Annotated in this window: 11 protein-coding genes and 1 tRNA gene; 6 read left to right on the top strand and 6 right to left on the bottom strand. The window is 67.6% G+C overall.

Going from position 1 to position 12,259, the window contains the following annotated elements:
* Positions 1–40 precede the first annotated feature (40 nt).
* The gene (locus tag KRR39_RS19290; protein ID WP_216939062.1) at positions 41–1,531 is read right to left on the bottom strand and encodes a tetratricopeptide repeat-containing diguanylate cyclase; all 1,491 of its coding nucleotides are present in this window, start codon (positions 1,529–1,531) and stop codon (positions 41–43) included.
* A gap of 393 nt (positions 1,532–1,924) precedes the next feature.
* Here KRR39_RS19290 and KRR39_RS19285 point away from each other — a divergent pair, with 393 nt between their 5' ends.
* A complete protein-coding gene (locus KRR39_RS19285) occupies positions 1,925–2,101 on the top strand; it encodes a hypothetical protein (protein WP_216939061.1) in 177 nt (58 codons plus the stop codon).
* A 16-nt stretch (positions 2,102–2,117) separates the two neighbouring features.
* Here the strand turns inward: KRR39_RS19285 and KRR39_RS19280 are convergent, their stop codons facing one another.
* The 3 genes from KRR39_RS19280 to KRR39_RS19270 form a co-directional block, all read right to left on the bottom strand.
* Positions 2,118–2,984, bottom strand: coding sequence for an aldo/keto reductase (locus KRR39_RS19280; protein ID WP_216939060.1), 867 nt, complete (start codon positions 2,982–2,984; stop codon positions 2,118–2,120).
* 426 nt (positions 2,985–3,410) lie between these two features.
* On the bottom strand, positions 3,411–4,814 hold the full coding sequence (locus tag KRR39_RS19275) for an ammonium transporter family protein (protein ID WP_216939059.1): 1,404 nt from the start codon (positions 4,812–4,814) through the stop codon (positions 3,411–3,413).
* 184 nt (positions 4,815–4,998) lie between these two features.
* Positions 4,999–6,021, bottom strand: a complete 1,023-nt coding sequence (locus KRR39_RS19270) for a helix-turn-helix transcriptional regulator (protein WP_216939058.1) — start codon at positions 6,019–6,021, stop codon at positions 4,999–5,001.
* A 240-nt stretch (positions 6,022–6,261) separates the two neighbouring features.
* Here KRR39_RS19270 and KRR39_RS19265 point away from each other — a divergent pair, with 240 nt between their 5' ends.
* The 5 genes from KRR39_RS19265 (at position 6,262) to KRR39_RS19245 (ending at position 10,668) form a co-directional block, all read left to right on the top strand.
* On the top strand, positions 6,262–6,690 hold the full coding sequence (locus KRR39_RS19265; RefSeq protein WP_216939057.1) for a hypothetical protein: 429 nt from the start codon (positions 6,262–6,264) through the stop codon (positions 6,688–6,690).
* Between the two features lie 44 nt (positions 6,691–6,734).
* Positions 6,735–7,007: a CBU_0592 family membrane protein gene (locus KRR39_RS19260; RefSeq protein WP_216939056.1), complete on the top strand. Its 273-nt coding sequence runs from the start codon at positions 6,735–6,737 to the stop codon at positions 7,005–7,007.
* Between the two features lie 58 nt (positions 7,008–7,065).
* Positions 7,066–8,103, top strand: coding sequence for an NAD(P)-dependent alcohol dehydrogenase (locus tag KRR39_RS19255; RefSeq protein WP_216939055.1), 1,038 nt, complete (start codon positions 7,066–7,068; stop codon positions 8,101–8,103).
* A gap of 74 nt (positions 8,104–8,177) precedes the next feature.
* Complete coding sequence (locus KRR39_RS19250; RefSeq protein ID WP_216939054.1) at positions 8,178–9,455, top strand: aromatic ring-hydroxylating oxygenase subunit alpha; 1,278 nt, start codon at positions 8,178–8,180, stop codon at positions 9,453–9,455.
* Positions 9,456–9,546: 91 nt separating this feature from the next.
* Positions 9,547–10,668 carry a 2Fe-2S iron-sulfur cluster-binding protein gene (locus tag KRR39_RS19245; protein WP_216939053.1) on the top strand — a complete coding sequence of 374 codons (1,122 nt, stop codon included), beginning with the start codon at positions 9,547–9,549 and terminating at the stop codon, positions 10,666–10,668.
* A 560-nt stretch (positions 10,669–11,228) separates the two neighbouring features.
* Here the strand turns inward: KRR39_RS19245 and KRR39_RS19240 are convergent.
* Both KRR39_RS19240 and KRR39_RS19235 read right to left on the bottom strand, forming a co-directional pair.
* Positions 11,229–11,304 (bottom strand) — tRNA-Arg (locus KRR39_RS19240).
* A gap of 54 nt (positions 11,305–11,358) precedes the next feature.
* Positions 11,359–12,243, bottom strand: a complete 885-nt coding sequence (locus KRR39_RS19235) for a MarR family winged helix-turn-helix transcriptional regulator (protein ID WP_216939052.1) — start codon at positions 12,241–12,243, stop codon at positions 11,359–11,361.
* Positions 12,244–12,259: the final 16 nt, after the last annotated feature.

Genomic DNA, 12,259 nt, shown 5'->3' with positions numbered 1-12,259 from the left:
CTTCCGTCGGGGTTGTCCCCCCACGGTAGGCCCCGACGGGTCAGGCGACGACGCGGTTGCGGCCGTCGGCCTTGGCGCGGTAGAGGTTCTCGTCGGCCAGCGCCAGCAGGGCGCCGCGCTCGAGCTCGTCGACCGGAGCCGAGGCGACCCCGACGCTCGCGGTCACGGCGATCCCGTCGGTGACCGGCGCCCAGGGGTGCGCGGCGATCCGGCGGCGGAGGTTGTCGAGCCGCACGACGCCGGAGGCCCGGTCGATGCCCGGCAGCAGCACCAGGAACTCCTCGCCGCCCATGCGCGCGGCCAGCCCGCCCGGGACCTCCTCGGCCGCGGTCTGCAGCAGCTGGGCCACCTGGCGGAGCACCTCGTCGCCGACCGCGTGCGACCGGGTGTCGTTGATCCGCTTGAAGTGGTCGAGGTCGACCAGGCCGACCGTCAGGTGCGAACCGTCCGACTGCACCTGCTCGAGCAGCTCGAGCAGCCGGGCGTCGAGGTGCCGGCGGTTGTGCAGCCCGGTCAGCGGGTCCCGCACGGACAGCTCGCGGAAGAAGTCGCTGCTGCGGCGGGCCTCGGTGGCCTCGAAGATCGCGTTCAGGGTGCGGGCCCGGCCGTCGCGCTCCATCGCCCGCAGCTGGACGTCGGCCCGGTGGAAGTCGCGCAGCGTCTCGAACGCCCGCTCGTAGTCGCCGCGGGCGGCGTGCAGCTCGGCCTGCTCGCTGAGGCCCTCGATGAGCCGACCGGACAGCGCGTAGTGCTGGGCGAGCTGGTTGGCCCGGTCCAGCGCCGCCTGCGCCTCGTCGAAGCTGCCGGCCTTGCGGCGCACCTCGGTGAGCGTGAGCAGCGCGCAGACCACGCCGTCGCAGTCCTCGCCGGTGTCCGCCCCGGCGATCAGCGGCTCGAGCACCTCGGCGGCGTCGTGGAACCGGCCCACGGCGAGGTAGGCGCGCGCGATCGTGTCCGCGTTGTGCGTCATCAGGGGCTGGCCGTCGCTCTCGGCCTCCTTGCGCAGCCGCTCGGCGGTGGCCACCGCCTCGGAGGAGAGACCGGCCTCGTACTGCGTGTAGGAGAGGTTGTTCAGCACCGCGAGCTGCAGGTAGCGGTCGCCGCAGCCGTCCGCGAGCACCGACGCCTCGTTGTAGCGCCGGATCGAGTCCTCGTAGGAGCCGCTGGCGCCCAGCGCGTCGGCCAGGCCGAGCAGGTGGTCGGCGTGCATGGCGGCCTCGACGCCGTCGTCGAGCAGGTCGACGGCGACGACCGCGTGCTCGAGCATCAGCGCCGGGTCACCCACCCGCCGGAACAGCGCGGAGAGGCGCCGGTGGCTCACCGCGAGCAGGGTGTCCTCGCCCCGCTCCTCGGCCCAGCCCTTGACCTCGCGCATGATCCGCGCGCCGTCCTCGGTGTCCCCGATGCGCGCCTGTGCGGCGCCCTTGATCAGCAGCCAGCGCTGGTAGGTGACGGTGTCCGGGTCGGCCCCGGCGACGTCCAGCTCGGTGCGGGCGCGCGCCAGAGCGGTCCGGGCGTCGTACCGGAGCATGTGCTCCACCTGCCGAATCGCTTCGGCAGGCTCCGGCTTCTCTTCTGTCTGCACCAGTCTCCGATCCCCCGACCAGGCCACGTGGATCCATCCACCCGCGAACCGATGTTAGGGGCATCTCACACGGTTCCCTCACGATTCGACCAAAAGCCGCGCGGATTTGTCCCGGGCTTCACCTGCGTCCGGACTACCCGCGGTCCCCCGGCTGGGTCCCGGGGGTGTGGCCCGTGCGGAACCGCACTGGTCCGGGGGAGGGGCGGCGGGTGGTCCATTCGGACCCTGTTCGGTCCCAGGGGTGGAGTCCGCGGTCCGTTCATGTCACTACTTGTCCTGGGCCGGGACGAACGGTGTACCGACCCTCACTTCGAGGCACGGGGGTGCGAGATGGGTGTGGTGTTCGCGACGGAGAGTCAGCCGGTCATCGGGATCGGGGAGCGGGGCCGTCGGTGGATGGTGTCGCGCTGCCTGACGGGATGGCGGCTGGAGTTCCGAGACGTGGGCGACCAGACCGCGACGTACGCCGGCACCTTCGGGAGCCTGGAGTCCGCGATGGCCGAGGCCGCCCGCTGACCGAGCGTCGCCGGTCCTAGATCGGCATGTCGAGGAACGGCGAGGAGTAGTCCGCGTCGCCGGCCAGCACCGCCTCGGCGTCGGGGACCGGCATCCGGTCGGCCTCGGCGGCGAGGACGTGCGTGAGCAGGCGTACGTCGCCGGGGGTCGCCAGCCCGGTCACCTCGGGGTGCGCGAGCACCCACGAGACGCCGGCCCGGATCCGTCCGGGGTCGCTCTGCGGCTCGTACCAGGTGGCGAAGGACTGGTCGGCGCCCTGGGGCCAGTTGCGGCGCGCGACGGTCTTGATCGTCATCAGCGCGGCGTCCTGGCGCTGGACCTCGGCGACCAGCGCCTCGTAGTCCTCGCGGTAGCCCGGCACCTGCCACAGCGCCGGGTTCAGCGGGGTCAGCACCGAGGCGAACGGGTGCCGGCGCAGCGCCTCCAGGTGCGTGCTCGGCGCGGTGTGGCTGTGCCCGGTGATGCCGACGGCGCCGACCAGGCCCTCCTCCTGCGCGCGCAGCGCGGCCTCGAGCGCACCGCCGGCGCGGGTCACCTTGTCGAGCTCGTCGAGGTCGCCGACCGCGTGCAGCTGGAGCAGGTCGACGGTGTCGGTGCCCAGCCGCTCGAGCGACTCGTTGATCTGCGCCCAGGCGGCGTCCCGGTCCCGCTCGCCGGTCTTGGTGGCCAGGAAGATCGAGTCGCGGATCCGAGGCATCCACGGGGCGAGGCGGAGCTCGGCGTCGCCGTAGTCGCGGGCCACGTCGAAGTGGTTGATGCCCCCGTCGAGGGCCTCCTGGACCGAGGCGTCGGCGGTGTCCTGGTCGACGTCGCCGAGCGCCGCCGCCCCGTAGATCAGCACCGAGCTCTGGTGTCCGAGCCCGCCCAGCCGTCGCAGCTCCATAGGTGGTCCGTCCGTGAGAGAGGTGGATGTCGAGACCCACAGCCTGCCACGGAGGGCCCCACCGGCCCCGGACCTCACCCCGACCCGGTCCTGGTGTCAGTCCGACCCGGGTCTCGTGACCGAGGACGTGACAAGTCAGCTGCCGGGGGAGGGTCGGCGTGTTTGGCGGAGGGGCCACCGTTTGTGCGTCTGGCGGATCCGGACTCCTCGAAGGTCTCGAAGGGCTCCCTCGGCTCTTGAGGAGAGCAGTCCGGTGATGGACCTGATGTCCTGCTCCACGGCCGCTTTGGCGACGACCTCGTTTCGATCCACGATCGCGGTCCGGATGACGTCATGCCCATCGTTTCGAGCCGACACCGCGCTGGCCTCACTTACCCATGTCCATGGGTGAGTGAGGCCAGCGCCGCTGTCGCGTGAGTGAGTGGCTCAGTTGACCCGGACGGATCCGACAGCGGGAGCCGGGCCTGCGGCGGCTCCGACGAGATCGACGTCGTCTTCTGAGGGAGGCGAGTCCCAGTAGCTCACGTCCAGACCAGCGATTTCCTGCTCCTCCGTAACCCGTAGCCCGACGGTCTTCTCCAGGAGCAGGACGACAACCAATCCGGACAGGAGGGCGATGGCGACAGTGACCGCCCAGCCCGCAATCTGCCACCACGGCGTGATCTCGGCATGCTGGAAGGCATACTTACCTGTGCCGTCGAAGTAGCCACCAGTCTTGGTGCCCCAGGCAACGAAGCCCGTCACGATGGCGCCGTAGGTGCCCCCGAACAGGGTGAGCGGAACAATTTTCGTGTCGTCGATCCCGAGTCGCCCCATGGTGCGAATGCCGATGTAGGTGGCGACAGGGCCCCCGAGTGCGACCAAGAACGTCTCCACGGGGGTGAACACGTCCAAGCCGGCTGCGCAAGCGACGTATCCCGCGATCGGGCCGAAGATGGCCAGAACCGGTTTGCGCGTCACGTATGCGATCACACCGCCCGAGATCGCTCCGGCGGAGTAGGCGACGAAGAGGTTGGTCAGGACGAGTCCCATCCCGCTCGAGGTGAGGGAGATGCCGAAATACCCGACGTCGGGGACGAAGTAGCCACAGCTGAGGATCGGCATGGGGAGGGCCACCATGAGCAGGCCGGCTCCCGCCGCGCTGGTTCCGAGGTTCTGTGGTGCCGGCCCGGCCGTGCGGGGGTGGAAGGACATCGCCCCGAGACGGGGACCGATCCGCCAGGCGAGCACGAGTGCCCAGGAACCGACGAGCAGGTACATCGCAAAGATCCCCACGTAGTCGTGCGTTCCGGCGTTGCTGAGCGGTCCGGCGGAGCCCCAGGTCAGGTACGCGATCACCGGCATCACCACGCCGCCGGCCACGATCGAGAGGACGAACATGGGCAGTGCCTTCGCCCGCTCGATGCCGACGCTGTGGAGCAAGGCACCCACCAGGGCGGCCCAGGTCAAGAAGAACGCGCCGTAGGACTGCAGGGTGTCTGCTCCGGGCACGAGGGTCGGATTCAGCTCCGTCGCGATGTGCCGGAAGTTCTCGCCCCCGATCCACCAGTCGCTCATCGCCTGGCGGAGCGGGTTCGGAACACCCAGTGCGGAGTTGAACTGCCACTGCCACAGTGCGTAGCCGCCGATCAGCATGGCGAAGCCAGCCAACATGGCGCACATAAGTTTCTGGACCCAGGTGTCGAGCACGCTCTTGCGTCGGACAAGACCGCTGTCGATGAGCCCCATGGCGATGACCGCCAGAAACAGACTCGTCGTTCCCACGGCGAAGAACACGACCGAGATGAAGCCATACAGAGAGGCTTGCTCGGGAAAGGAGACTGAGAACACTGATATCACCCTTGTCCTGACTCGAAATGGAATTCAGCAGAACAGCGGTCGTTTCAGGCAGGACTTGAATCAGTGCGAGAACGAGTCCGGCTTTCTGCCCGGCTGCGGTGGAACGAACTCATCGTGGGGGGACGCGGTCAGGAGCGACAATTGGCGGATCGGCCATCACGGAGTAAAGACATTGCTATCGCTTACGCGACCTCACGTACGCAATCACCTCGGGGCTGAGGAGCAAGCCGTTCTCCATCGCTCTGCTGGCCGCGGCCGCTCGCGTGGGTACGTTGAGCTTGGCCAGGACATGCTCCACGTGCGCTCTCACTGTGCGGGGGGAGATCCACAACCGGCTGGCGATCTCCTCGTTCGAGCTCCCGTCGACCAGCAGCGTGAGAATCTCCAGCTCCCGCTGTGTGAGTCCGTGGTCGTGAGTCAGCGCCCGGGGTGCCAGGACGACGATGTAGTCCCGGCACCGGTAGGCCCGACAGGCGTACCACCCGTCATCGGGCGTCGGCCACAGGAAGGCGGTGGACGACAGCTTGTCTCCCAGCCGCCGCGCCACGGTGGGGTAAAGGTCGCCGCGCGGTTCGAGCATGCCGGGCTTCAGGTCGCCCTGCAGCGGGATGACTTCACCGTCGCCGCCCAGGGCCACGGCCAAGCAGTCACCGGTCAGCGAAGAAACCAACCTCTTGGCCGACTGGAGGGGGTCGACGACGTTCGCCAGGATCGGCAGCACGTGCTCGACGACCGTGATGGCGTCGTCGGAGGGGTGAGCGTGGTCGCCGGTCGACACGTCGACGAACCCGACGTAGCGGTTGTCCGCGGTGACGAGTGCGCTGAGGGCCCCTTCGAGCAATCCTGCAGGTTGCCAATGCTCGGCGACGCACCGCAGGCTCATCGGATCTACCGGCAGGTCCCGCAGCCGCACCGGGGCACCGAGTCGTGGCAGGCTGTACGGCGCGATCATTTCGTGGTGGAAGTCCTGACTGTTCAGGTATGCCTCGGTCGACGGTGAGTAGCCGGAGGTGGTGACCGTCGTCCTCCGGTTCGTCACCGGATCGACCACCGAGACCATGGATCCCGCGATCGGAATCACCGTCCCGAGCTGATCGAGGATTTCGACCATCCGTTCGGACACGCTGGCGGCGGACGAGGCCGCGGCGCCGATGCGCGCGACGGCACCCATGGTGTTCTGCGAGAACGCACGTGACATGTGGCGACCTTCTTCGGGTATGCCCAAGGCTCGAAAAATCTGGGGCGACCCGGTTCGCCCATCCCGCCAAGCTGGACTTCACACCGGTTCTCGGTGTGGGTCAATCGGCCGATCGGCCAATCATCATCCATGGTGTACCAAATCCGCCTCAAAAGTCGGCGTATCGGCCAGTAGCCGCCACGCGGGCCCCTCGTGCTGAATAGCCCGACGGCAAATGAAAATCAGACGAGGAGATCGTGAATGTCACTGCACCAGGTCACCATCGCATCCGGCGGTCACGCCGACTGGTCCACGCCTGTTCGCATCAACGACGAACAGCTCCAGGCGTCCTACCAAGGAATCTTTGTGTGTCGATTCTCCTTTGAGAATGCCGGCTCGCACTACCTGAAGATGCGGATCGTCGGAGTGGACGAGATGGACAACGCGGGCGAGGTCCCGTCTGGATTCGGGGCGCTCGAGTTCCAGGACGCCGATGGCGACCTGCTGCGCGGCCGGACGGACTGGTTCCGCAGCGACGAAGTCGACCAAGGGACGTGGACCTTCAACTCGGGCACCGGCAAGTGGGAGGGCGCCGCCGGGAAGGTGAGCATGCTGCTCAACTACATGTCTGACAGCCTCGGCACCCCCCCTGCCTCCCTCCGGGCCGATCCGCTTCGTCGGATTCATTGAGGGCTCCGGCGAGATCGACCTCCCGCGACTCTCGTCCTGACGCCGTGAAGCAGCTCATTCAGATCGCTGGCTCGCTGTGCGTGCTGGTCCCGTTCGTTCTTGCCCAGTTCGGTCGGCTCGACACGCGGTCCGTCGCCTACACGGGTCTGAACCTGATCGGGTCGACGGTCCTGAGCGTGCAAGCCGCCCAGGGACGTCAATGGGGGTTCCTGCTCCTGGAAGGGGTGTGGGCCGGCGTCTCACTCGTCGCCCTGCTGCGTGCGGTGAGCGGGGGCGTCGACGAGTCGCCCACCACTCTCGACCGGGCGTCGACATGAGGGCGGCGACGACGCAGGCACCGTCCATCCATTTCATGACAATTCAGAGGAGCAAGCGATGAAAGCCGTTCGTGTCCATGCCTATGGCAAGGAGCCCAGCCTCGACGAGGTGGACGAGCCGAAGGTGACGGGGCCTTTCGACGTTCTCGTCGAGATCGGCGCTGCCGGCCTGTGTCGCACGGACCTGCACGTGATCGAGGGCCAGTGGGCCGACATCCAGAATCCGCAGCTGCCCTACGTCTTGGGACACGAGAACGCCGGCTGGGTGCGGGAGGTCGGCAGCGCGGTTCACAATGTGGCCCCGGGCGACGCCGTCATCGCGCACCCCCTCGTGACCTGCGGGTTGTGCATCCCGTGTCGCCTCGGCGACGACTCGCACTGCGAGGACGCGGTGTTTCCCGGTCTGAACGTCGATGGGGGGATGTCCGATCTCCTGCTGACGAACGCCCGGGCGATCGTGAAGCTCGAGGCCAACCTGCAGCCGATCCAGGTCGCCGCCCTCGCCGACGCCGGCCTGACCGCGTACCACGCGGTGCGCAAGGCTCAGCGGCTCCTGACTCCGGGCACCCATGTCGTCGTCATCGGCTCCGGTGGTCTGGGGCACATCGCGATCCAGGCGCTTGCGGCCACGACTCCCGCGACGATCACGGTGGTGGATCGTTCCGAACCGGCGCTGGAGCTGGCTCGCTCAGTCGGCTCCCATCACACGGTCAATGCCGCCGAGGGATCCGAGAAACTCCTGCGCGAGGTCCAGGACATCACCGAGGGCGGAGCCCACGTCGTCCTGGACTTCGTCGGAGAGCACTCAACGCCTGAGCAGGGCACCGCCATGGTGCGCAACCGAGGCAGCTACTCCTGCGTCGGGTACGGCGGCGAGCTGCGCATCCCGACCATCGAGCTGGTGTCGCGCGAGATCGAAGTGGTCGGAAACCTGGTCGGAACCTACAAGGACCTCGTCGAGCTGATGGCCCTGACGGCACAAGGGAAGGTGACCTTGGAGACAACCACCTACCCGCTGTCTGCGGTCAACGACGCCATCCACGACCTCGAGTCCGGGAACCTGGTCGGTCGAGGAATTTTGGTCCCCGGGAGCTGACGCAACGCGTTCTGACGGAGAACCCGTCCGGACGGCACCCACACATTTTCTGTCCAGAACCAGAAGGAGGACCTATGGTCACGCAGCAGAACGAGATCCACCCGCACGCGGAGCGGAACGGGAGCAAGTCAAAGGCATCGCCGATGACGACGAACGTGCAGGAACTGCTCGACCTCATCGTCGAGTACGCGTCGCGCCCGCTGGAGGAGGCCCAGCTCCTGCCCTCCGAGTACTACACCAGCCACGACCTCTACGACCTCGAGGTCGAGCGCATCTTCAAGAAGGACTGGCTCTATCTGTGTCGCACCGACGAGATCGAGAACCCGGGCGACTGGTTCGCGGCGGAGATCGCGGGCGAGCCGGTCGTGCTCGTGCGCGGCAAGGACATGCAGATCCGGGCCTTTTCCCGCGTGTGTCCTCACCGGTTCATGGACCTGCTCTTCGAGGAGCGGGAGAAGGGCGCCGAGGCCGGCAACACCGAATCCTTCGTCTGCCCCTATCACTCGTGGGCGTTCAACACCGAAGGACAGCTCACCGGTGCCCCGTTGATGACCGGAAGCACCCTGTTCGAGCGCGAGCGGGCGTGTGGGTCGTACAACCTCGCGACCTACGCCACCGAGGTGTGGAACGGCTTCGTGTTCATGAACTTCGACCCCAATGCGGAGCCGCTCGCTCCCCGTTTCTCCGAGATGGACGCGCTGCTGGCGCCCTACCGGCTGGACGAGTGGAAGATGCTCGACCGTTTGGACTGGCCCGAAGTCCCGACGACTTGGAAGCTGGCCATGGACAACGGTCGTGAGGCCTACCACCACCAAGGCGCCCACAAGGAGTCAATTGAGCCGCTGTGGCCGGCCCATCTTGTCGATGCGGACACGACCGAGTCGGAGTTCTTCTACTACCAGCGGATGTTCGTGAGCCAGGAGGGCGCGACTGGCGAGGAGGACGGGCACTACCTCCAGCCTCTGGCGCTTCCGTCGATCGATGGGCTGTCGGCCTTCCAACGCTCGCACTCCTTGCTGGTAGGGATCTACCCGACCATGTGGTTCTCCCCGGGTCCCGACGTGCTTCTGGTTGCGAAGTGGTGGCCGACCGGCCCGGACTCGCACAAGTTCGATCTGGCTGTCTGCGTGCACGAGTCGAAGATGGACCACCCGGATCTGGGGAAGATTCGCGGCGAGATGAAGGACTGGCTGCGGCAGATCCAGGAGGAGGACTCCGCGATGGTCACTGGAATCCAGGGCATGCTGAAGTCCGACCAGGCCCGTCAGGGCGGTGCACTCTCACCTCTTGAGCGTCCGATCTGGACCTTTCAGAAGTACATGGCGAAGAGGCTGACCGGAATCGACGTCTGACCAAAGTGTGATCGGGCCGACCGTGGTCCTCGGGCCCTTGCCCTTTGGACCACGGTCGGCCCGTTGCATGGCCTACAAGGAGAACTAACCCATGCCGCTTCTGAGCCACAATCGCGAGCAGGTCGCAGCCTTCCAAGCGCATCGGCGCGGCCGCCCTTCGTTGCACACGCTCCGTGTCAGCGATGTGGAAGTTCAGACTGACGACGCCGTCGTCGTCACGCTCGCCGTACCCGAACACTTGCGTGAGGCATACCGGTTCAAGCATGGCCAACATGTCGCCATCGTGCATGACGACGGAGGCCAAGAGATCCGACGCTCCTACTCGATCTGTTCCCCAGCCGACAGCGACGCTCTCCGGATTGCCATCCGCCGCGTAGCGGATGGCCGATTCTCGACTTACGCCACCAGCCGGCTCCGCGTCGATGACGAACTCCGGGTGATGACACCCACCGGTCGCTTCACGACCGAGCTGGATCCGCTCGCCGACAAGCACTATGTAGCGGTGGCCGGCGGGAGCGGGATCACCCCGATCCTCTCCATGGCGGCAACCATTCTGGGCGCAGAACCGCGGAGCCGGTTCACCCTGCTGTATGCGAATCGGAGTCGACGGTCGACGATGTTCATGGACGAACTGGACGCCTTGTGCGTGAGGTTCGGCCCTCGTCTCTCCGTCATTCACTATTGGGATGACGCGGTGGCAACCGCCCTCGGACCCCCGGAGAGGTTGGACCGCGCCTGCTTGGAGGCCTGGTTGGCAGTTGACTCTGCCGCCGGCCCAGTGGACCAGTGGATCATGTGCGGGCCCGCCGGCTTGATCGACTTTGTCACGGCAACGCTGCTCGACTGTGGGCTCTCGGAGGAGAGGATCCTTCGCGAGTACTTCAGCGCCACGGACACCGAGGACATCGACGCCGCCCAAGATCGGCCCTTGGTCGTGAGCAACGTGTCTGTACGCATCGATGACGAGGAACTCAACTTCGAGCTGTCCTCTCGTGGCGCCACGATCCTGGCGGCGGCGTTGCCACTGCGGCCTGACTTGCCGTACTCCTGCTCGGATGGCGTGTGTGCCACGTGTCGGGTGAAGGTCGTGGAAGGGTCCGTGGAAATGGACCGGTGCTCCGCTCTCGACAGGAACGAGCTCGGCGCGGGCTACGTCCTCGCGTGCCAGGCGCACCCAGTGACCGACCGCGTCATCGTCGACTTCGACGCGTGATGACTCACGACAAGTCGTGCGCCGACGTACGCGCGTGAATGACAGTTGGGCCACATGCCGGTCCCGTGGGCGTTACGGCGCAGCTCGCTGACGTGCTCCGGGCGGTCGAGTCGTCGATCCGCATCCCCCTCCGCCTCCGCCGGGAAGTGTCGAGTCACAGAGATGGCGAACTTCTGACCTTTGGGGTACGTCCCGAATGATCTCGCCAAGCTCTCCATCTCGGTCCCCGGCCAGCCGCACGTCGGTGAGGGTCTCAAGTGCCGCGACTCAGGTCTCGATCACGGCGGAGCAGCTCGCGATGACGCCCGTCCTCTCGATCCGTCCACCGGACGTCGTTTGCATGGACGTTTCCGGGCTGGTTCCGACCGGACCGCGCAGGGACCTGCCACGGCAGCCACGGCTCTCGACATGGTCGGCGGGATCTGCGGGGAGGGGCGGATGTGAGCTGGCTGCTGCTAGCTCATGGGTGGCCGCGTCCCGGGTCCGCCCGGAGGTTCTCGCTCGACTCGCCCCAGCGCACAAGAGCCCAGGTCACTGGCGAGAGTGGCCTGGGCTTTGCGTGGTGCGCCTGAAGGGATTCGAACCCCTAACCTTCTGATCCGTAGTCAGATGCTCTATCCGTTGAGCTACAGGCGCGCGGAACTCGGGAAGTTTAGCGTGTGTGTCACTGACGGGCGAAATCGGACGCCCTCAGTGGTCGACGGGCGCCGCGAGGAACTTCTGCAGCAGCCGCACCAGCTCGACGCGGGGCCGGGTGCGGGGGCCGCCGTACCGGTCGTCGTTGAGGGTGTCCGCGACGGCCGACGCCTCGGCGAGGACCGCCGCGGAGGGCGGCAGCAGGTGCAGCCGGTAGGCGCGCCGGTCGGCGGGGTCGCGCTGCCGCTCGACGAGGCCGAGGTCCTCCAGGTGGTCCACGATCTGTACGACGGACGCGGGACTGACGTCGAGCAGGGCGCCGAGCTGTCCCTGGGTGACCTGGCCGGCGGCCCGCAGCGCGCGCATCGTCCCGAAGTGCCGGGGCTCGATGCCGAGCGGCTCGAGGGCGGTGAGCAGCTCGCGGTGGATCACGGCGTGGCTGCGGGTGATCAGGAACCCGGTGCTGTCGAGCAGCGCCTGCGGGGTGCGCTCGTCGAGCTGGTCGCCGACCAGCGAGGACAGGTGCCGGCGCAGCCGGAGCACCTCGGTGTCGGTGAGCGGCGCGGTGAGCCGGGCCTCGAGACCGCGGACGTCCGGTTCCCAGCGGCGCACGGCGGCCCGCCCGGCCGTCGTACGCGTGAGGGCGTAGGAGCGCCGGTCGTCCGGGTTGCGGAGCCGCTCGGCGAGGCCGTCGCGCTGCAGCGCCTCGGCGACCGAGGTCATCGTGGTGCCGCTGACGCCGCACATGTTCGCGAGCCTCTGCTGGGAGAGCGGCTCGTCCTGGGCGAGGGCCTGCAGGGCGGCGTACGCGTGCAGGTCCGCGCGCCCCGGGAGCAGCAGCGCGATCTCTGCCCCGACCCGGGCGGACGAGCGCCAGAGCAGGTGCCCGGGCAGGGAGTAGAGGTCGGACAGCGCTGCCCTTCTTGCCGACTCCTCCATGGCCGGTTACCGTACA

It is taken from the genome of Nocardioides panacis, assembly GCF_019039255.1.
Lineage (GTDB): Bacteria > Actinomycetota > Actinomycetes > Propionibacteriales > Nocardioidaceae > Nocardioides_B > Nocardioides_B panacis.
Note: the sequence above shows the minus strand (reverse complement) of the source record. Positions and strands in the feature narration are given on the sequence as shown.